The sequence below is a fragment of the Paraburkholderia sp. RAU6.4a genome, assembly GCF_050435625.1.
Taxonomy (GTDB): domain Bacteria; phylum Pseudomonadota; class Gammaproteobacteria; order Burkholderiales; family Burkholderiaceae; genus Paraburkholderia; species Paraburkholderia tuberum.
Genome location: NZ_JBNDKQ010000002.1, coordinates 3,244,269 through 3,263,566, shown reverse-complemented (window position 1 = coordinate 3,263,566; position 19,298 = coordinate 3,244,269). Strand labels below are relative to the sequence as shown.

At 64.3% G+C, this 19,298-nt stretch carries 18 protein-coding genes and 1 pseudogene; 4 read left to right on the top strand and 15 right to left on the bottom strand.

All coding sequences use genetic code 11. The features are described from left to right. Window positions 1-37: 37 nt before the first annotated feature. The 4 genes from OKW40_RS19875 to rfbB are packed head-to-tail and all read right to left on the bottom strand — an operon-like array spanning window position 38 to window position 3,418. Window positions 38-907, bottom strand: a complete 870-nt coding sequence (locus OKW40_RS19875) for an SDR family oxidoreductase (RefSeq protein ID WP_429491114.1) — start codon at window positions 905-907, stop codon at window positions 38-40. Window positions 908-916: 9 nt separating this feature from the next. Then, window positions 917-1,468, bottom strand: a complete 552-nt coding sequence (gene rfbC, locus OKW40_RS19870) for a dTDP-4-dehydrorhamnose 3,5-epimerase (RefSeq protein WP_429491112.1) — start codon at window positions 1,466-1,468, stop codon at window positions 917-919. Continuing rightward, entirely contained in the window at window positions 1,453-2,346 is an 894-nt protein-coding gene (rfbA, locus tag OKW40_RS19865) for a glucose-1-phosphate thymidylyltransferase RfbA (protein WP_429491110.1), read from the bottom strand. The genes rfbC and rfbA overlap by 16 nt, the downstream gene beginning before the upstream one ends. A gap of 10 nt (window positions 2,347-2,356) precedes the next feature. Beyond that, window positions 2,357-3,418, bottom strand: a complete 1,062-nt coding sequence (rfbB, locus tag OKW40_RS19860) for a dTDP-glucose 4,6-dehydratase (protein ID WP_429491108.1) — start codon at window positions 3,416-3,418, stop codon at window positions 2,357-2,359. A gap of 733 nt (window positions 3,419-4,151) precedes the next feature. Here rfbB and OKW40_RS19855 point away from each other — a divergent pair. After that, on the top strand, window positions 4,152-5,024 hold the full coding sequence (locus OKW40_RS19855) for a symmetrical bis(5'-nucleosyl)-tetraphosphatase (RefSeq protein WP_184062178.1): 873 nt from the start codon (window positions 4,152-4,154) through the stop codon (window positions 5,022-5,024). Between the two features lie 46 nt (window positions 5,025-5,070). On the opposite strand, the gene OKW40_RS19850 is transcribed toward OKW40_RS19855, so the two are convergent. From OKW40_RS19850 to OKW40_RS19810, 9 genes are all read right to left on the bottom strand, one after another. Further along, the gene (locus OKW40_RS19850) at window positions 5,071-5,928 is read right to left on the bottom strand and encodes a lysophospholipid acyltransferase family protein (RefSeq protein WP_429491106.1); all 858 of its coding nucleotides are present in this window, start codon (window positions 5,926-5,928) and stop codon (window positions 5,071-5,073) included. Window positions 5,929-5,966: 38 nt separating this feature from the next. Next, window positions 5,967-7,247, bottom strand: coding sequence for a dihydroorotase (locus OKW40_RS19845; RefSeq protein ID WP_429491104.1), 1,281 nt, complete (start codon window positions 7,245-7,247; stop codon window positions 5,967-5,969). A gap of 60 nt (window positions 7,248-7,307) precedes the next feature. Continuing rightward, on the bottom strand, window positions 7,308-8,333 hold the full coding sequence (locus tag OKW40_RS19840; RefSeq protein WP_090803276.1) for an aspartate carbamoyltransferase catalytic subunit: 1,026 nt from the start codon (window positions 8,331-8,333) through the stop codon (window positions 7,308-7,310). Continuing rightward, a complete protein-coding gene (gene iscB, locus OKW40_RS19835; protein WP_429491102.1) occupies window positions 8,330-9,736 on the bottom strand; it encodes an RNA-guided endonuclease IscB in 1,407 nt (468 codons plus the stop codon). The genes OKW40_RS19840 and iscB overlap by 4 nt, the downstream gene beginning before the upstream one ends. 460 nt (window positions 9,737-10,196) lie before the next feature. Then, the gene (gene pyrR, locus OKW40_RS19830; protein ID WP_429356683.1) at window positions 10,197-10,736 is read right to left on the bottom strand and encodes a bifunctional pyr operon transcriptional regulator/uracil phosphoribosyltransferase PyrR; all 540 of its coding nucleotides are present in this window, start codon (window positions 10,734-10,736) and stop codon (window positions 10,197-10,199) included. After that, complete coding sequence (gene ruvX / locus OKW40_RS19825; RefSeq protein WP_429491099.1) at window positions 10,723-11,163, bottom strand: Holliday junction resolvase RuvX; 441 nt, start codon at window positions 11,161-11,163, stop codon at window positions 10,723-10,725. The genes pyrR and ruvX overlap by 14 nt, the downstream gene beginning before the upstream one ends. 10 nt (window positions 11,164-11,173) lie before the next feature. Then, window positions 11,174-11,752, bottom strand: a complete 579-nt coding sequence (locus OKW40_RS19820; protein WP_090803272.1) for a YqgE/AlgH family protein — start codon at window positions 11,750-11,752, stop codon at window positions 11,174-11,176. Between the two features lie 308 nt (window positions 11,753-12,060). Further along, window positions 12,061-13,467, bottom strand: a complete 1,407-nt coding sequence (locus tag OKW40_RS19815) for a hypothetical protein (RefSeq protein WP_184038464.1) — start codon at window positions 13,465-13,467, stop codon at window positions 12,061-12,063. A 379-nt stretch (window positions 13,468-13,846) separates the two neighbouring features. Next, on the bottom strand, window positions 13,847-14,017 hold the full coding sequence (locus OKW40_RS19810) for a rubredoxin (RefSeq protein WP_006047743.1): 171 nt from the start codon (window positions 14,015-14,017) through the stop codon (window positions 13,847-13,849). A gap of 384 nt (window positions 14,018-14,401) precedes the next feature. On the opposite strand from OKW40_RS19810, the gene OKW40_RS19805 reads away from it, so the two are divergent. Beyond that, complete coding sequence (locus OKW40_RS19805; RefSeq protein WP_090803266.1) at window positions 14,402-15,265, top strand: hydroxymethylpyrimidine/phosphomethylpyrimidine kinase; 864 nt, start codon at window positions 14,402-14,404, stop codon at window positions 15,263-15,265. Window positions 15,266-15,573: 308 nt separating this feature from the next. Here OKW40_RS19805 and OKW40_RS19800 read toward each other — a convergent pair whose 3' ends face one another. After that, window positions 15,574-15,741, bottom strand: a complete 168-nt coding sequence (locus OKW40_RS19800) for a hypothetical protein (protein ID WP_429407261.1) — start codon at window positions 15,739-15,741, stop codon at window positions 15,574-15,576. Window positions 15,742-15,762: 21 nt separating this feature from the next. Between OKW40_RS19800 and OKW40_RS19795 the strand changes: the two genes are divergently transcribed. Both OKW40_RS19795 and cysC read left to right on the top strand, forming a co-directional pair. Further along, window positions 15,763-16,782 (top strand): chondroitin 4-O-sulfotransferase, encoded by a 1,020-nt coding sequence (locus OKW40_RS19795; RefSeq protein WP_429407263.1) that lies wholly within the window; start codon window positions 15,763-15,765, stop codon window positions 16,780-16,782. A gap of 26 nt (window positions 16,783-16,808) precedes the next feature. Beyond that, window positions 16,809-17,447, top strand: coding sequence for an adenylyl-sulfate kinase (cysC, locus tag OKW40_RS19790; RefSeq protein WP_429407265.1), 639 nt, complete (start codon window positions 16,809-16,811; stop codon window positions 17,445-17,447). Between the two features lie 203 nt (window positions 17,448-17,650). Here the strand turns inward: cysC and groL are convergent. Then, window positions 17,651-19,292 (bottom strand): annotated as a pseudogene (gene groL, locus OKW40_RS19785) (chaperonin GroEL). Window positions 19,293-19,298 lie beyond the last annotated feature (6 nt).

The window sequence follows — 19,298 nt, the reverse complement described above, 5'->3', positions numbered from 1 at the left end:
GGCCGGCGCGAGAGTCTCGCTCGGCAGAGACGCTGCGTCAGCAACGATTGACAGGCGAGCTCGGAAACCCATCCGTCAGGCACAACCTCAACGCATCCTTCCAATGCGGCGCGGCGAGCCCGAACACGCGCGCCAGCTTGTCGTTCGACATTCTGGAATTGGCTGGGCGCCTCGCGGGCGTCGGGGAATCCGTGGCCGGAATCGGCAGCGTGTTCGGCCTGTTCGGCAAATCCGCGAGTTCAAAGATCGTCGACGCGAAACCGTGCCACGACGTCGAGTCGCCCGCGCACAGGTGATAGATGCCCGAACGCTCGTCCCACCACTTCGCGCCGTCTTCGGCGGCGAAGGACTGCGCGCACAGATGCGCGCTCAGCGCCGCGATCGTGTTGCACCAGGTGGGCGCGCCGAACTGGTCGGCCACCACCTTCAGCTCCGGACGATCGGCGCCGAGCCGCAGCATCGTCAGCAGAAAGTTCTTGCCTCGCGTGCCGTACACCCAGCTCGTGCTGCGGCCGTAGACGTTCTGCGGATCGGTTGGATCGTCTTCGACGTACGCGCCTTCTTTCGTGCCGTTGAACACGTAGTCGGTCGAATAGTGGATCAGCGCGGCGCCGAGCTTTTTCGCTTCCTCGGCGAGCACGCCCGGTGCTTCGCCGTTGATGCGCATTGCCAGGTCGCGTTCTTCTTCGGCCTTGTCCACCGCCGTATAAGCGGCCGGATTGACGATCAGCGCGGGACGCAGGTCGCGCACCACCGCGCGAATCTGATCGAGGTTCGACAGATCGAGCCGCGAGCGGTCGACCGCGACCACGTTGCCGAGCCCTTGCAGCGTGCGCGCGAGCTCATAGCCGAGCTGGCCATTTACGCCGGTGACGAGAATCGTCCGTTTCGCGTCGTCTGCGCTCATGCGATCCCCTTATGCGTAGACTTCGGCGTCGGCGAGACGCTTGCCCGCCGCATCCTTGGCCGCGAGCAGCGGCTCGAAGTCGAGCGGCCATTCGATCCCGATCGCCGGATCGTTCCACACGATGCTGCGCTCGTGCTCGGGGAACCAATAATCCGTGGTCTTGTAGAGGAACTGCGCGGACTCCGACAGCACGACGAAGCCGTGCGCGAAACCGGGCGGCACCCACAGCTGCCGATGGTTCTCGACCGACAGCGTCACGCCGACCCACTTGCCGAAGTTCGACGAGCTCTTGCGGATGTCGACGGCGACGTCGAACACCTCGCCCTCGACCACGCGCACGAGCTTGCCCTGCGCATGCTGGATCTGATAGTGCAGACCGCGCAGCACGCCTCTCGCCGAACGCGAATGATTGTCCTGCACGAACTCGACGCCCGGCTCGACCTTCTCGGCGAATTCGAGCGCATTGAAGCTTTCGAAAAAGAAGCCACGCGCATCGCCGAACACCTTCGGCTCGATGATCTTGACTTCGGGCAGCGAGGTTGCGGTTACCTGGATGGCCATGCGACGTGATCCGTGAGAATGTTTTGCAGGTATTGCCCGTAGGCATTCTTCGCGAGCGGTTTGGCGAGCGCGAGCAACTGCTCGCCGTCGATCCACTGACGCCGGTACGCGATCTCTTCCGGACACGCGACCACCAGACCCTGGCGCTTTTGCAGCGTTGCGATGAAGGTCGCGGCTTCGATCAGCGAGTCGTGCGTGCCGGTGTCGAGCCACGCATAACCGCGGCCCATGATCTCGACGTTGAGCGCCGCGTTCGCGAGGTAGCGCGAGTTCACGTCGGTGATTTCGAGCTCGCCGCGCGGCGACGGCTTGATGTCCGCGGCGATGTCGCAGACCTGCTTGTCGTAGAAGTACAGACCCGTGACCGCGTAGTTCGAACGCGGCCTGGCAGGCTTTTCCTCGATCGACAACGCGCGGAAATGCTTGTCGAATTCGACGACGCCGTAGCGCTCCGGGTCCTGCACGTGATACGCGAACACGGTGGCGCCGTCGGTTTGATCGTCGGCGCGTTCGAGTTGCTTCGCGAGATCGTGGCCGTAGAAGATGTTGTCGCCGAGAATCAACGCCGACGGATCATTGTTCACGAACTCGCGGCCGATGATGAAGGCCTGCGCGAGTCCATCCGGCGACGGCTGCACCGCGTACCGGATGTTCATGCCCCACTGGCTGCCGTCACCGAGCATCGCCTCGAAGCGCGGCGTGTCCTGCGGCGTGGAGATGATCAGCACGTCGCGAATACCCGCCACCATCAGCGTGGACAGCGGGTAGTAGATCATCGGCTTGTCGTACACCGGCAGCAGCTGCTTGGAGACGACGTGCGTGATCGGATACAGGCGGGTGCCCGAGCCGCCCGCGAGAATAATGCCTTTGCGCGCCATTGCCGTGCCTTTACGCGCGCTGCGCGTAGTTGGTCTCGACCCACTTCCGGTATTCGCCCGAAGCGACCTCGTCGACCCATTGCTGGTTGTCGAGATACCACTGGACCGTTTTGGCGAGCCCCGTCTCGAACGTTTCCGCCGGCTTCCAGCCGAGTTCGCGCTCGAGCTTGCGGGCGTCGATCGCGTAACGGCGGTCGTGACCCGGACGATCCTTTACATAGGTGATCTGGTCGCGATACGAGCCTGCCGCCTTCGGGCGCTGCTGGTCGAGCAGGTCGCACAGCGTGTGCACGACCTCGAGATTCTTCTTCTCGTTCCAGCCGCCGACGTTGTACGTCTCGCCCGGCGTGCCGCGCCCGAGCACTTCACGGATCGCGCTGCAGTGGTCGCCGACGTACAGCCAGTCGCGCACGTTCTGCCCGTCGCCATACACGGGCAGCGGCTTGCCGCCGAGCGCGTTGGCGATCATCAGCGGAATCAGCTTTTCGGGGAACTGGTACGGGCCGTAGTTGTTCGAGCAGTTGGTGGTCAGCACCGGCAGGCCGTACGTGTGGTGGTAGGCGCGCACGAGGTGATCCGAACCGGCCTTGGTCGCCGAATAGGGGCTATTCGGCGCATAAGGCGTCGTTTCGGAGAACTGCGGATCGGTTGCCGACAGCGAGCCGAACACTTCGTCGGTCGACACGTGCAGGAAGCGAAACGCGGCGCGCTCCGCAACGCCCAGCGTGTTCCAGTAGCTGCGCGTCGCTTCGAGCAGCGTGAAGGTGCCGACGACGTTGGTTTGCACGAAATCGGCCGGACCGTGGATCGAGCGATCCACATGGCTCCCGGCCGCGAAATGCAGCACGGCGCGCGGCTTGTGCTCGGCCAATAGCGTATCGAGCGCGGCGCGATCGCAAATGTCGACGCGCGCGAAAATGTGTTTGGGATTGCCCTGTAGCGACTTCAGCGTGCCCAGGTTGCCGGCGTAGGTCAGTTTGTCTACGTTGAGCACCGCTTCGTCCGACGCATTCAGCCAGTCGAGCACGAAATTAGCGCCGATAAAGCCGGCACCGCCCGTTACCAGGATCATGTAATTCCCTTGTCGATGTGAGTGGCGCCCGGAATCGACTCGCCGACCTTCCCATGATGCGTGATGGTTTCCGATTCTGCAGCAGTCCGTTGCATCCGCTTGTGCGCAAGCAAACGCTCGGACGCTATTCTTATGATGACCCGATTATAAGGTTGTCCACGCCAAAACTCGAACCCAACAACTTGAAACAGCTTCACCAGTCTGGTTGCCGTTGACTGTCGTAGTGACCATTTATGCGGCCGATAGCGCGAACCGAGCACAGAAACGCTATGCCATCTCGCGATCGGCACCGCCGGTGAATCGTGTCAAGCCGAGCGGACGCCGCCGCGACACGTGCCGAGTCCGACGCGTGTCGGCCTGTCGGGCTCGTCGCGGCCGGACACCGCTTCGATCACGGTATGGCCGCGCCCGGTCAGCTTCTCGACCAGATAGCGGCCGGTAAAACCGTTCGCACCGTGACGAGCGTGCGAAATGATTGCTTCGCCGCGGAAGACGGCATGCTGGCTTCGTTCACGAGAGAGTCATCCTGTCGTTGTATTGGAATCGCGCGCGGTCCATGCGTGGCTGCCGCCGTGCCGTGTTACGGCGGTGTTCCACCCGCGTCCCGCAACGTGATCGCGCGATACCCGAACCCCAAACGGGCTATTATGTCACGCTATCTTGCTGCCCTGCCCTGCCCAGCGTGGCATGCGTCGTGCAGCACCGCGCGTATCGAATCGCCTTGATTTCCTCGATGACACCCCTCAACGCTTCCAGTACCTCCGCTCCCCTCGTCCCTCTTGCTTTCGGCGATCTGCAAGGCTGCCGCGCACCGTTTCAGCGACTGCTGGCCAAAGCCGCGCCGCCGGACGGCACACCGCTGTGGTTCGCCGGCGATCTGATCAACCGCGGCCCCGACTCGCTCGACACCTTGCGCGACGTGATCGCGTTCGGCGAGCGCGCGGTGCCGGTGCTCGGCAATCACGATCTGCATCTGCTGTCGGTGTCGGCGGGGATTCGCAAGTCGAAGAAAGGCGACACGATCGAAGAGATCCTCGCCGCGCCCGATGCCGCCGATCTGCTCGAGTGGATACGCCACCGCCCGCTCGCGCATTTCGACAACGGCATGCTGATGGTGCATGCGGGCGTGCTGCCGCAATGGGATGCGACGCTGACGCTCGAACTCGCCGACGAGTTGCAACGCGCGCTGCGTGCGCCGAACTGGAAAGAGACGCTTGCCGGCTTGTACGGCAATGAACCGAACCGCTGGAAGCCGGGCCTGAAGGGTATCGAGCGTCTGCGCGTCACGTGCAGCGCGTTGACGCGCATGCGCTTTTGCAGCGCCGATGGCGTGATGGATTTCAGCAGCAGCGGCACGCTCGCATCCACGCCGAGCGGCTGCATGCCGTGGTTCGACGTGCCGTCGCGCCGGACCGCCGACGTGACCGTCGTGTTCGGTCATTGGGCCGCGCTCGGCCTGATGTTGCGCGACAACCTGATCGGCCTCGACTCGGGTTGCGTGTGGGGGCAGAAGCTGTCGGCGGTACGGCTCGCGAATAACCCGGCTGAGCGGACGTTGACGCAAGTCGATTGCGATTCGCGCGGCGTGCCGCGCGGGGGCAACTAAACAGAACTAAACAGAAGACGGCGACGCTGCCCGGCAGCGCCGCCGCTTAGACCGAGCGGCGCGGCTGCTCGACAGGCTCGATCAGCGTTTGCGCCGTCTCAGCGGCGTCGCTCGACGACGCAGCATCTACAACGTCGCCCTCTTGCGCGACCGTCCCCGCTACTGCGTTGCCGGCCTGCATGTCCCGCAACGCGTTCGCCACCACCTGCTGAGCCTGCGCCGCGAGCACCCGCCGGTCCGCGTCCGGCGCGAGCGGTGCGCCAACATATACGTGGGCGGTCAGCGGACCGCCACGCAACAGCATGTCGAGCGAGTCGGACAACGACACGTCGTCGATATATGCGGGTGCCGTCGACTGCCGGCCCTGCGCGTCCTCGTACATGATGCACAGCGGCTGCACCGGCACACCGGCCGACACCGCGGCCTGGAACATGTTCGCGTGAAACGGCAGCAACTCGAGCCCGTTCGACGTCGTGCCTTCGGGGAACACGCACATCAGTTCACCCGCGCTGAGCCGTGTGGCGAGTTCGTGCATGATGCGCTTCGCGTCACTGCGCTTCTCGCGCTGGATGAACACCGTATCGAGCTGCTGTGCGAGCCATCCGACCACCGGCCATTGCCGGATCTCCGCCTTCGAGACGAACGGCGTCGGCCGCCACGCGTTGATTACGTAGATGTCGATCCACGAGATGTGATTGGCGACGACGAGCACGCCACGATCGAGCCGCACCGCGTCGTTATGCACGACGAGGCGCATGCCGCACAGCCGCAGCATCTTCAGCGACCACGCGCGATTGAGCGCGTGACGCCGCTCGGCGCTCGCGTTCGGAAAGCGCGTCGCGACGGTCCACATGCCGTGCAGCAGATGCGTGATGAGACGGACCTTGCGTAACGCGAGCTTCATGGCCGGAGCTTTCCTTGACTGGACCGAAACGATACCGCTCAGCGCTGTTCGTAGGCGAGCTGACCGGACACGACGGTCGCGCGCACCTGTGCCGGCAGCTCGTAGCCGAGGAACGGCGTGTTGTGCCCCTGGCTCTTCAGCGCACGCGGCTCGACGCGCCAGTGAGCGTGACGGTCGAACACGCAGAGATCGGCCAGCGCGCCGAGCGCGATGCGGCCAGCCGCTTCGAGGCCGAGCACCTGCGCCGGCGCCGCGGTGATGCGATTGAGCGCGGTCGCGAGCGGCACGCCCGCTTCGTCGGCCCACTTCACCGTCAGCGACAGGAACAATTCGAGGCCGGTTGCGCCCGGCGTCGCTTCGGCGAACGGCAGCAGCTTTTCGTCGTCGTCGACCGGCGTGTGCGCGGAGCAGATCGCATCGATCGTACCGTCGACGAGGCCCGCGCGGATCGCTTCGCGATCGCGCTGCTGGCGCAGCGGCGGATCGAGCCGGAACTGCGCGTCGAAGTAACCGATGTCGAGGTCGATCAGATGCACGTGGTTCACGGTGACGTCGCACGACACCGGCAGGCCCTCGCCCTTCGCCGCGCGCACGAGCGCCACGCCCGCCGACGACGACACATGCGACACATGCACGCGCGCGCCGGTTACGCGCACGAGTTCGAAGATCGTATGCAGCGCGATCGTTTCGGCCGCCACCGGGACACCCGACAGCCCGAGCCGCGACGCCAGCGCGCCGCTCGCGGCGACGCCGCCCTTGCCCAGATACGCATCGACGGGACGCAGCCACACGGTGAAATCATAGGTCTTCGCGTATTGCAGCGCGCGCATCAGCACCTGGGTATCGACGATCGGCGTGTCGGCCTGCGAGAAGCCGACGCAGCCCGCCTCGGTCAGCTGGACCATCTCGGTGATGGTCTGCCCTTTGAGACCGACCGTCAGCGCGCCGAGCGGATACACGTGCGCCTTGTTCTGATTGCGCGCGCGGAACTTCAGCATTTCGACGAGGCCCGGTTCGTCGAGCGTCGGATCGGTGTCCGGCGGACATACGAGGCTCGTCACGCCGCCCGCGAGCGCCGCGGCCATTTCCGAGCCTAGCGTCGCCTTGTGCTCGTAGCCCGGCTCGCGCAAACGCGCGCACAGGTCGACGAGACCCGGCGCGATCGACAGACCGCGCGCGTCGAGCGTGCGCTCCGCCTGGAAGCCGGCCGGCGCGTTGCCCAAGGCGGCGATCTTGCCCGCCTCGATAAAGATGTCCTGCTGCTGTTCGGTGCCCGCTGCCGGATCGATCAGCGTGCCGCCTTGAATATGAATCTTCATGCGCTGCCTTTGTTAAACCTGTGGTTCAGCCTATCGTTCGGCTTCCTGATCAGTCGTTGCTTAGTCGTTATTGCCCGCGACGATCCCCATCACCGCCATGCGCACCGCGATACCGAACGTGACCTGATTCAGGATCACCGATTGCGGGCCGTCCGCGACCTGCGAGTCGATCTCGACGCCGCGGTTCATCGGGCCGGGGTGCATCACGATCGCATCGGGGGCGGCGAGCGCGAGACGCTCGGGCGTGAGCCCCCAGCTCTTGAAGTACTCCTGCGACGACGGCAGCAGCGCGCCGCTCATGCGTTCGTTCTGCAGGCGCAGCATGATGATCACGTCGACATCCTTGAGACCTTCGTCGAGGTTGTGGAACACGCGCACGCCCATCTGTTCGAGCCCGCCCGGCAGCAGCGTGCGCGGACCGATCGCGCGCACTTCGGGCACGCCGAGCGTGGTCAGCGCATGAATGTCCGAGCGCGCGACGCGCGAATGCAGGATGTCGCCGACGATCGCCACGCGCAGCTTCGTGAAGTCCTTCTTGTAGTGGCGGATCGTGTACATGTCGAGCAGACCCTGCGTCGGGTGCGCGTGACGGCCGTCGCCGGCGTTGATCACGTGCACGTGCGGCGCGCAGTGCTGCGCGATCAGGAACGGCGCGCCGCTCGACGCATGACGCACGACGAACAGATCCGCGTGCATCGCCGACAGGTTGTTGATCGTGTCGAGCAGCGATTCGCCCTTGCTCGTCGACGAAGCGTTGATGTTCAGATTCAGCACGTCGGCCGACAGCCGCGTGGCCGCGATCTCGAACGTGGTACGCGTGCGCGTCGAGTTTTCGAAGAACAGGTTGAACACCGACTTGCCGCGCAGCAGCGGCACCTTCTTCACTTCGCGATCGGTCACGCTGACGAACTGGTCGGCGGTCTCGAGAATGTGATTGACGATGGCCTTCGGCAGCCCCTCGATCGACAGCAGATGTTTGAGCTCGCCGCTCTTCGTGAGCTGCGGGTTGCCCTTCAGGAAGCCGTAGCGGAAGCGCTCGGATGCGCTAGCGGAGGAATCTTGCGGAGCCGGGGTGGCGGTGTTCATCCTTCATCGCGGGAAACCTCGGCCGCCGGGCCGGGGAGGGATGGCGCGGGCCGCATAACAGCCCCTACTCCCGCTTCTCCTTTGTTAGTTGCCATCCTTGAGTAGCCATAGCCGTCTGCGCGCTGCAGCAACCGACAATAGCGGTGAGCAACGCCCTGTACGACCCGGTCGTGGGTTTGAATGTTGAAATTCCCCTTGGCGCGCACGGCTACACGCCCATGATATGTGCCTGCTTTTTTGCCTGTAGGCACGTCCGCCCGCACAACGTCTCCCGTCCCGAACCCTTGAACGCGTTTTGCCCGCATCAGATAGCCGACAGGAAAACCATACTTGTTTCGGCGCGTTCGCTGATAGCTGCCCCGACCAGTGCACTTCACCTGCAATGTCGGCTTTCGCCACCCCAACACAGTCGAAACGTCGCCCACGCACACGGCATCCAGCGCATGAGTCTTCGGGATGCCAAGTTGGCTACGGTTGTGTTTCGTTCGTCCCCCGGAAGCTGTTTCGACAGGAACACCCGTGGCGCGCAAGGCATTGACCAGCGCCCAACGGGTGGTATTGACCGCCGATGCATCCTTCAGGGGGCGCAGGGCTTGGGCAATGATGCGCGCGAGGCGCGCCTCGTCCTTTACGAAGACGTCGAGCCGCCGCGCGCCCTTGCTGACGTTGCAGGCTACACAAGCAATTGCCAAGTTGGAAACCCGTTTTGAGCCACCGCGCGCGCGCGGCACCAAGTGCTCGATATTCAGAGGCACGTTCTGAGCGTCACAGTAGCAGCACTTGTGTGTCCACTTCTGCAACAGATACTCACGCAGCTCATATCCGAAAAGAGTTCCATGCTGATACTCGATGCCGGTGACTTCTGGGTTATCGAGTGCCTGCATGTCAAAGCGTACGAGTTCAGTACTCACCGCCACTATCGGGGCCCAACACCGAAGCCGTTCGACCCAAGCGAGCGTCGTATCCACCCGGTGTTGCAGCGATGGGGGGAGCCATCCTGCAGGCCGGGTACGGTTTAGAAATCGCGGTGCACGATAGCGCAGGGTGCTGCGCCGATGGCGCCGCATGGTGCGGCGCGCAGTAAGCGCCTCACTGATTTGCCGACCGCGGTGGATCAACTCGAACAGGTTAAGCACCACGGCGCCGCGATGGATTTCTCCCGTCGAGGTGTCGACGTGTTCCGCGTCGCGCACAAGCGCCAGTCCGGTGGCCTTGCTGCCGGGGTCCAGCTTGATGCGCAGGGGTTGCAATGCACTGCTGTGAAGCTCCCGGTCGACGAGCCGAATAGCGAAGGGCATGAGGCGATGAACCCGCGCACGTCCACGCGCGAGCAACAGCCTCGCGCGCTTCTCGCTGCACGGCATCAACGGCCGCCCAACCTTGTCTAAAACGAATACCGCCAACTGTAGCTCCTGGTGCCCAACCGGAAAAACTCCGGCGCGTTGCCCTTACGGGCCTGGTGACGGGCGCCTCGCGGCGCCGCTCCCCTCGACCATGTTGTGCAGCAGGGGCGGATTACTCCTACCGGCCGCAGCCCGTTTCACACCTACCCGTGGCTTGTCTGCTGCTGCGACTTCCAGAGCGCCAGACTGAGGAAGCATCCGGCGGTGGGTCTGCAATCTTCTGCACAACGGTGCGTCTTGCGACGCATGGTCTGGTCAATCTCAGACTCGCGGACTTTTACCCCCGCAAGCCTCGGCCTATAGGCCGGGGTGATTGACGATGTACCTGCTTCAAACACGGACCTCAAGTCTATCGCTGCAGATGCACGCTGCTTGCCACGGTTCGGGGCGACTCCAGCATCTCACCAAACGCAGCGCGCTCCACGTATGTTGCGTGGCATTGCGTTGCGCAAAACTGCCTTCAATCGACGCGTGCTTCAGTGTGAAAAGAAAACCGTTGGCCGCCCGCGCCGTCGTCTTCACGGGCCAGCACGAGCGTCGCGTCGGCGGGTACGTCGACCACGCCACCGACGAAGCGCGCCGCCACCGGCAACTCGCGTCCGCCCCGATCGGCGAGCACCGCGAGTTCGACCGATGCCGGCCGGCCATAGTCATACAGCTCGTTGACTGCCGCGCGAATCGTGCGGCCGGTGTACAGCACGTCGTCGACCAGCACGATGCGGCGGCCATCGACCTCGAACGGCAGCGAGGTCGGGCTTGCTTGCGCGTGCAGCCCTTTCTTCGCGTAGTCGTCGCGATGCAGCGCGACGTTCACCACGCCGAAGCTCGGCAGTTTCAGGTCGCGCGCGAGCCGCTCGGCGAGCCACGCGCCGCCGCTATGGATACCCGCCAGAACCGCCGCGTCGGCACCGTCTTGCGTGGCGGCGAGATGGTCGCCGTACGCCGCGCGAATCTGGTCGAGCAACGCGCGATACAGCGCTTCGGCGTCAATGGAACTCATGATCGTCGGAAAGTCCGTCAAGATATTGCTGGAGGATGATGCTCGCGGCTTCGGCGTCGAGCATGTCGGCGCGGGCATTGCCGGCGCGGATTTCCGCCTCGGCCTCGACCGACGAGTAGCGCTCGTCGACCCACGTGACCGGCAGATTGAAGCGGCCGTTCAGCTGGTTGCCGAAGCGCTTCGCGAGTTGCGTGCGCTCGTGCGGTGTGCCGTCGGGGTGCATCGGCAGGCCGACCACCAGCGCATCGGGCTTCCATTCGGCGATCAGCTTGCCGAGCGCTTCGAAGCGGTAGTCCCTGCTGCGGTTTTGCACGACGACGAGCGGCCGCGCGCGGCGCGTCAGCGAATTGCCGACTGCCACGCCGATGCGTTTCTCTCCGTAGTCGAACGCAAGCAGCGTCGCCTCACGTCCGGCCGACAGATTCATGCGCGGCCCCTCATGCGTGCCCGGCCTCGCCCGACAGCATCGACAACGACACGCCCAGGAGCGCGAGCGCCGCTTCGAGACGATCTTCGGCGGGCACGTCGAAAACGATCTTCGGATCGGCCTCGACCGTGAGCCAGCCGTTCTTGGAGATTTCGTCTTCGAGCTGACCCGCGCCCCAGCCGGCGTGGCCGAGCGTCAGCAGGAAACGCTCCGGACCGTTGCCGCTCGCGACGGCCTCGAGCACGTCTTTCGACGTGGTCATTTCGAGCCCGCCCGGCACCGACATCGACGACGTGTATGCGCTGCCGCCTTTCGGATCGTGCAGCACGAAGCCGCGCTCGGTTTGCACCGGGCCGCCGAAATACACGGGGACATGGAGAAGCGGTTCGATCTCGAGCTTCAGATCGATGCGATTGAAGAGCGCTTGCAGGTCGATATCGGTCGGCCGGTTGATCACGAGGCCGAGCGCGCCGCGCTCACTGTGATCGCAAAGGTAGACCACCGTTCCTGAAAACGTCGGATCGGCCATGTTCGGCATGGCGATCAGGAACTGGTTGGTCAGATTGATGCGATCGGTACTCTTGGACATAGTTCGGATTTTAGCAAAGACGATGCGTCATGGCGGGCTGCTTTGAGCATTGCAACGCGTTGGGTTGCACGCTACGCGACGCGCCATCGACGCCGGATCAAGTTGCACTCTATCACGCGCGCGACTTGCGCCATGCCGCGATCAGGCGCCGAAACACCGCGTAGAACGGCACGTTCGGCGCCCGTCGCGAAGTTGCGGCATTGTGACTTGTCACAATGGGTTTCAGCGGGTTCGGCGCGCGTCGGTCGAAGCGTTGCGGACGCAATTCGCGCGCCACGTCGCGCGTTTGGTTCGACCCGGCTTGCGCTTCACGCGCCGCCCTGCTCGATCGCACGCGTGAGCGCGGCGAGCGCCGCCTGCGTGAAGCTGCCGCCCGCCGGCCCAACGCCCGCGGCGACCTTGTGCAGCGACGCACGCAAGGCCTCGGCGGCCTGCTCGAGCGTGTCGGCCGGCGGCGCGCCGACGATCACGTGCGCGCGCACCGCCGGCGTCGCGACGCTCGCATGCGCACGACGCCGCCATGCGAGACCGAGCGCGTCGGCGAGCAGCGCCACGTGACCGAGACCGAGCGCGCAGGCGGCCGAGCCGAGCCGGTAGGCGGCGTCGCCCGCCTGCAGCGCTTCGCTCGGGTCGGCTTTTTCCGGCTGATCGGCCGCGCGCGCATGGGCGGCCAGCGCCTCGATGGACGCGTCGGCGGTCTGCAGGAAGTCTTCGTACGCGTTCGCGTTGACGCTCAGCACGCCGAGATCGCGCGTGTGCGGCAGCGACTGCGCCTCGAGCGCGCCCGCCTCCCACAGCGCTTCCGACGACTGCGTGCCGGCGACGTGCCAGTCGACGGTCAAGCCATAATCGTGCAGCACCTCGACCTGGTCGGCGTCTTGTGCGGCCGCGCCGAACAGCGCGTAGTCGCGCCACAGCAGCGCGAGCGTCGCGCGCACCAGCGAACGCGGCGCGCGCTCGATGCCGCGCGCGTGATCGGCGAGCGCCAGGTTGCAGCGCGCGTAGAAGCGCCGCGCCTCGATATCGCGGATTGCGTGGCCGCGCGCGCGCAGCGCCTTCGCGCAGGCGCGCGCGAGCCGCCAGAAGTCATACGGATCCGGGCCGGCGAGTTCGGTGAACACGGCGTCGAGCTCGTCGAGCGCGGCGTTCGTGACCGCAAGCGCTACCGCGCTGCCTGTGTCGGCCTGCGAGCGCAGCACCGGCAGCAACGCGCGCTCGTAGCGCGCCCGCAGATGGGCAAGCTGATCGGCCGATTGCGCGTGCAGCGAAGCCGGCGGCACTGGCCGCGCGCACAGCGCGAGGTCTTCGAACGCAACGGCGGAGCCCGGCGTGGGTTCGATGAGTTGCGCACACAGCTCGCGGTAGTGGTTGAACAGCGTCGGCGAGCAACTGAGCTCGCGCAGATTGTGACGCTCGAGCGCCGCGCGGAAGTCGCGCAGCGCCGCGCCGAACACTGGCCGCGCGCTTTCCGCTTCGGCTGGCTCGCCGCTCGCGAGCGGCGAGAGCCGCACGAGGGCGTCGGTGAAACGCTGCGCGCTGAGCCAGCCCGCCGTGCGCAATGCATGCGACGCGCGCAGCAGCGCGGCACCGCTCTCGTCGCGCTGCTCGAACGCGAGCGACGCCTCGGCGAGCGCGAGTTCCGCAGGGCGGACCGCGCCGCCGCGCGGGTTCGGCAGTGCATCGATGGAAACGGGTGCTGCGGATCGAAGAGTCATGGGCAGGCGACACGAAGCTGACGGGGCCGTCGCTTCGCGCCGCATGCTGAGTGAGCGGCCACCGCGCGAACCGGCGACAGGACAATGACAGACTACCGTTGCGACACGACGCGACCGGCGATGTTCCGCGCCGGCGCGCTCAGACAGGCGCCGGGCGTGCCGGACGCATCAAGCGATTGCAGCAATTGCGCGGCGGATGACGCCGCTGACTTTTCGGGATCGAAGCTCAGGGTTCAGGTTCGGGACCGAATCTAGGGACCCGGTTTGGGGGCCGAAGCTTCCGGCGTGTCGCACGAGCCCATCAAACCGCGACGCCGGAACAATGATCAAGCGACGCGAACGACCGACCGACCGGCTGACGCCGGCGGCTTGCCGAACTTCAGATCTGGACCATTTCGAAGTCTTCCTTGCGCGCTCCGCACTCCGGACACGTCCAGTTGATGGGCACGTCTTCCCAGCGTGTGCCCGGCGCAATGCCTTCGTCGGGCAAGCCGGCCTCTTCGTCGTAAATCCAGCCGCAAATCAGGCACATCCAGCTTTGATATTCCATTCTTTTGTCGCGTCGTTGAGTCCGTGGAAGCGGGAGCCATGATGGTACCGTGTTGCCGCCCCCATGCCTAGCAATCGAAAACTCGCAATCGTAGCGTGGACCGGGCTTCGGCGGTGCGCCCGCGCGCCGTGCGCACGACGCTCGCGGCGTCAGGCCGCATGGCGGTGGGGGACACCCGGCAGCGCCATAGAGGGCGCCCTCGGCAAGCTCGCGGCGCTAGCGTGACAACCTCAACGCGATCCCCGCCGGCTGCGCGTCAGCGGGCCGCGAGCCAGCCTCTGGCGATCCCCGCCGCGCGAAAAAACGCCCTCTCCACGGTTTAGGCCGCATAATTGAGCCAATTGCGCATTGCGCGCCGAAATCCTGCTTTCCTTATCCATTTTCATGCCCAGCGACACGCCTCCGATCGTCCTCACCTTCGGTCTCTCCGACCCCACCGGCGGCTCCGGCCTGCAGGCGGACCTGTTGACACTTGCCAGCATGGGCTGCCACGGCGTTTCCGTGCTCACGGGCTATACCGTGCGCGACTCGGCGAACTGCGACGAAGTCACCGGGCTCGACCCGGACATCGTCGCGACGCAGGCGCGCATGCTGCTCGAGGACATGCCGATCGCCGCATTCAAGGTCGGCGCGTGCACGCGCGCCGAAGTGGTCAGCGCGATCGCGGAAGTTGTCGCCGACTACGACGACATCCCGCTGATCCTCGCCCCGGACTTCACGCTCGACGACGAGCACGTGCTCGCCGCCGACGAACTGCGCGAAGCGATCGCCGATCTGCTCGCGCCGCAAACCACGCTGCTAGTCGCCGACTCGGCGACGCTGCTCGCGCTCGCGCAGCCCGACGGCGACGCTGAGGCGCCGAGCCTCGACGCGGCGATCTCGCATCTGCTGTCGCAGGGCTGCGAGTACATTCTGTCGACCGAAACCGGCACGCATCGGCTCGTCAACACACTCTTCAGCGAGGACGGCCAGTTGCGTCAGGACATGTGGGACCGCGCGCCGCATCGGTTGACGGGCCTGACCGATACGCTCGGCGCGGCGATCGCCGCGCTTCTCGCCAACGGCCAGGAGCCCGCGGAAGCGGTGCGCGAAAGCCAGGAGTATCTGTATCAGGCAGTGCGCAATGCGTTCCGGCCCGGCATGGGGGCGTACATGCCCGATCGCTTCTTCTGGGCGCGCAGCAGCGATGAAGACGAAACGCCGCCCGCGCAAGGCAAGGGCGCGGCGCCGGGGGAAGCGCGGCACTGAGCTCGCCATTCGTCGGCATCGACTAAAAACCCGCTGTCAGCCGTTTTTTTCATTAATGCGACTTTCGCGATTGGTGCGACTTTCCATTCGATTTATCCAAATTTAACAATGTAATTAGCGCGTAGCTATCGATACTGCCGCGCCCAATTCGTCTCGCAGGCATCCTGGTCAATTTATTTTGCATAGTCGCATGAATCTTGCTGTCGGCGATGCAGCCAGGCGTTTTACCGCGTAATCAAACGTTACAACGCCGATGACATCTTTTGTCTAGACTTTACGCATCACGATCAGTCATATGTCCCCACATGTCATTTCCCACCTTCTTCATCCATCCACCGAAATGCGGCGGTTCGACCGTTATTTCGTTTTTTGATTTGAATAAAGGTAATGACCAATTCATTAGCTTTGTCTGGGATCAGGATGGCTGGGGAAACTGTCGCGCAAAGCTGCTCGCGACGCAGGTAGGCGGCGGTCATCTACCGTATGGCATTCATCGGATGATCAAACATCCGGTCAACTACTGCACGATCCTGCGCGATCCGCTCGCGCGCCAGATCTCGCACTACTGGTATGCGGCGAACGGCAAGAACGGCCAGATCACGCGCGGCGTCAGCGTGTCGGCGACCGAGGCTCTGGCGCTGCAAGGTGTACTGTCGCTCGACGAGTGGGTCAGCGAATCGCTCGGCGGCAGGAACCTGTTCGTGCAGATGCTGAGCGGCGAGCCGGCGGTCAACGAAGCGAGCCTCGCCGTCGCGCAAATCCATTTGCGCGAACAGATCGGTACCGTCGGCGTCTGCGAGGACATGAGCGAATTCTTATTGCGGCTGTGCGGTTCGACAGGGATGAAATTACCTTTCTGTTTCGTAGCGAATCGCACCAATGGTGCGCCGAAAGGCAAAGCTCACATCAGCGAAGCAGCCAGACAAAAGTTCATCGACGACAATAGCCTCGATTACGAACTGTTCCGCGACGCGAACCGAATCGTCGAAGCCTATGCGAATGAAACGGGCAGCGTCTTTTCGAATGCGCTCGAATTGGTCCGCGTGATTCAGTCCGAAATAAATCAGCTCGAGAATCCGCACGTCTACAGCGCGACGGTTTTCGGCATCGATGGCTCATTCCTGTCGCGCGTGCATGAGGTGATCCGCCGCTTCGATCTCGCGCCGATCGACACCTATCTGGAGTTCGCGCGAAGCCGGCAGCGTCCGCCGGTCGACCTGTTCGACGGTTTTGTCGACACGGTGCGCGACGGCGTAGTGTGCGGCTGGGCCGTCAACCTGAGCGAGCCGCAGCGGCAGGTACCGCTCGAGGTGCGGGTCGGCACGCAGATCGTCGCGACCGGCTGCAGCGGCGAGCCGCGGCCCGATGTGGCGAGCGCCGGCTATCCGAGCGCATACAGCGGATTTTCGATTCCACTGCCGAATGATATTCCGGAAGGCTTTCGCGTTACCATTGCCAATTCCACCGAAAGCCTGCACAACGCCGGCACGTGGCGGCAAGGCTGGCACTGCGAATGAGCCAGAAGAGCCAAGAGAACCGATCCATGAAAGAGCCGCCCCAGTTCGTGCAACGCTTCCACGGCAAGATCGCGGTGCAGGACCGCATACGCATGTTCGATCAGATGCCCGCCACGATCTGGCTGACCGGCCTGTCCGGCGCCGGCAAATCGACGCTCGCGTTCGCGCTCGAGGAGCAGCTGATCGCGCTCGGTCACGCCTGCTATGTGCTCGACGGCGACAACATCCGCCACGGTCTGGCGAGCGACCTTGGATTCGAGCCCGACGACCGGCGCGAAAACATCCGCCGGGTCGCGCACGTCGCCCAATTGATGAACGACGCGGGTCTGATCGTGATTTCCGCGCTGATTTCGCCGCTACGCGAAGATCGGGCAATGGCGCGCGCGATCATCGGAGCCGACAAGTTCGTCGAAACCTATGTGTCCGCCTCGCTCGCCACCTGCGCGAGCCGCGATCCCAAAGGTCTTTACGCGAAAGCGAGGTCTGGCGAGATCAGCTCGTTCACCGGCGTATCAGCGCCCTATGAAGCGCCGATCGATCCCGACCTGCACGTCGACACGGGAACGCTGAGCCCCGCGCAAAGCGTCGCGCAGATCTTCCACTACCTGCGGGAAAAGTGCCTCGGAAGGTCCTCTCATCGCACGGCTCGCGCCGCGGGCGCCTGATCCGGACAAAAGGGCGTCCGGAAGCGCTCGCCAGCAAGCGCATCAACGCCGGCCCCAAACGAAAAAACCCGCATAAGCGGGTTTTTTCGTTTGGGGAAACGCCTCGCGGCGCACTCCCCACATGGACTTCCAGCCGGGCCTCGGCCGTGATCCAGACGCGCGGCAGTTCAACCACGCGGCCGGACCACGAGGCCCGAGCGGAATTACATGTCCATGCCCATGCCGCCCATGCCGCCGGGCATGCCGCCAGGCATCGGAGCATCTTCCTTCGGCAGTTCGCAGACAGCTGCGTCGGTCGTCAGCAGCAGGCCAGCAACCGAAGCTGCGTTTTGCAGCGCCGTGCGCGTCACCTTCGTCGGGTCCACGACACCTGCGTCGACCAGGTCGACGTACTCGCCGGTCGCTGCGTTGTAGCCGTAGTTGCCCTTGCCAGCAGCAACCGCTGCCACGACGACGCTCGCTTCTTCGCCACCGTTGGCGACGATCTGGCGCAGCGGCTCTTCCATGGCGCGCAGAACGATCTTGATACCTGCGTCCTGATCGGCGTTAGCGCCCTTCAGGCCAGCGATTGCCGTACGTGCACGGATCAGCGCGACGCCGCCACCCGCCACGATGCCTTCTTCCACAGCCGCGCGCGTTGCGTGCAGTGCGTCTTCGACACGTGCCTTCTTTTCCTTCATTTCGACTTCGGTCGCAGCACCGACCTTGATCACTGCAACGCCGCCTGCCAGCTTGGCGACGCGTTCTTGCAGCTTTTCACGGTCGTAGTCCGAGGTCGCTTCTTCGATCTGCGTGCGCACTTGCTTGACGCGAGCTTCGATGTTCGCTGCTTCGCCAGCGCCGTCGATGATCGTGGTGTTTTCCTTGCCCACTTCGATGCGCTTCGCCTGGCCCAGTTCAGCCAGCGTTGCCTTCTCGAGCGTGAGGCCGGTTTCTTCAGCGATGACCTGACCGCCGGTCAGGATCGCGATGTCTTCCAGCATCGCCTTACGACGATCGCCGAAGCCCGGAGCCTTGACGGCAACGGTCTTCAGGATGCCGCGGATGTTGTTGACGACCAGCGTTGCGAGCGCTTCGCCTTCGACGTCTTCAGCGATGATCAGCAGCGGACGGCCAGCCTTCGCGACTTGCTCGAGCACCGGCAGCAGGTCACGGATGTTCGACACCTTCTTGTCGTGCAGCAGCACGAACGGGTTCTCGAGCACGGCGACTTGCTTGTCCGGGTTGTTGATGAAATACGGCGACAGGTAGCCGCGGTCGAATTGCATACCTTCGACGACGTCCAGCTCGTCTTGCAGCGACTTGCCGTCTTCGACGGTGATCACGCCTTCCTTGCCGACCTTGTCCATTGCTTCAGCGATGCGCTCGCCGATCGACGAATCGCTGTTCGCCGAGATCGCGCCAACCTGGGCGATTTCCTTGTTGGTCGTGCACGGCTTGCTGATCTTGCGCAGTTCTTCGATTGCGGCTGTAACGGCCTTGTCGATACCGCGCTTCAGGTCCATCGGGTTCATGCCCGATGCGACGTACTTCATGCCTTCGCGGACGATCGATTGCGCGAGAACCGTAGCGGTCGTCGTGCCGTCGCCTGCGTTGTCGCTGGTCTTGGAAGCGACTTCCTTGACCATTTGCGCGCCCATGTTCTGGAGCTTGTCGTTTCAGTTCGATCTCTTTCGCGACCGACACACCGTCCTTGGTGACCGTCGGGCCGCCGAAGCTGCGCTCGAGAACCACGTTGCGGCCCTTCGGACCCAGCGTGACCTTCACGGCGTTGGCGAGAATATTCACGCCTTCGACCATCTTGGCACGGGCGGAATCACCGAATACGACGTCTTTAGCTGCCATCTTCTA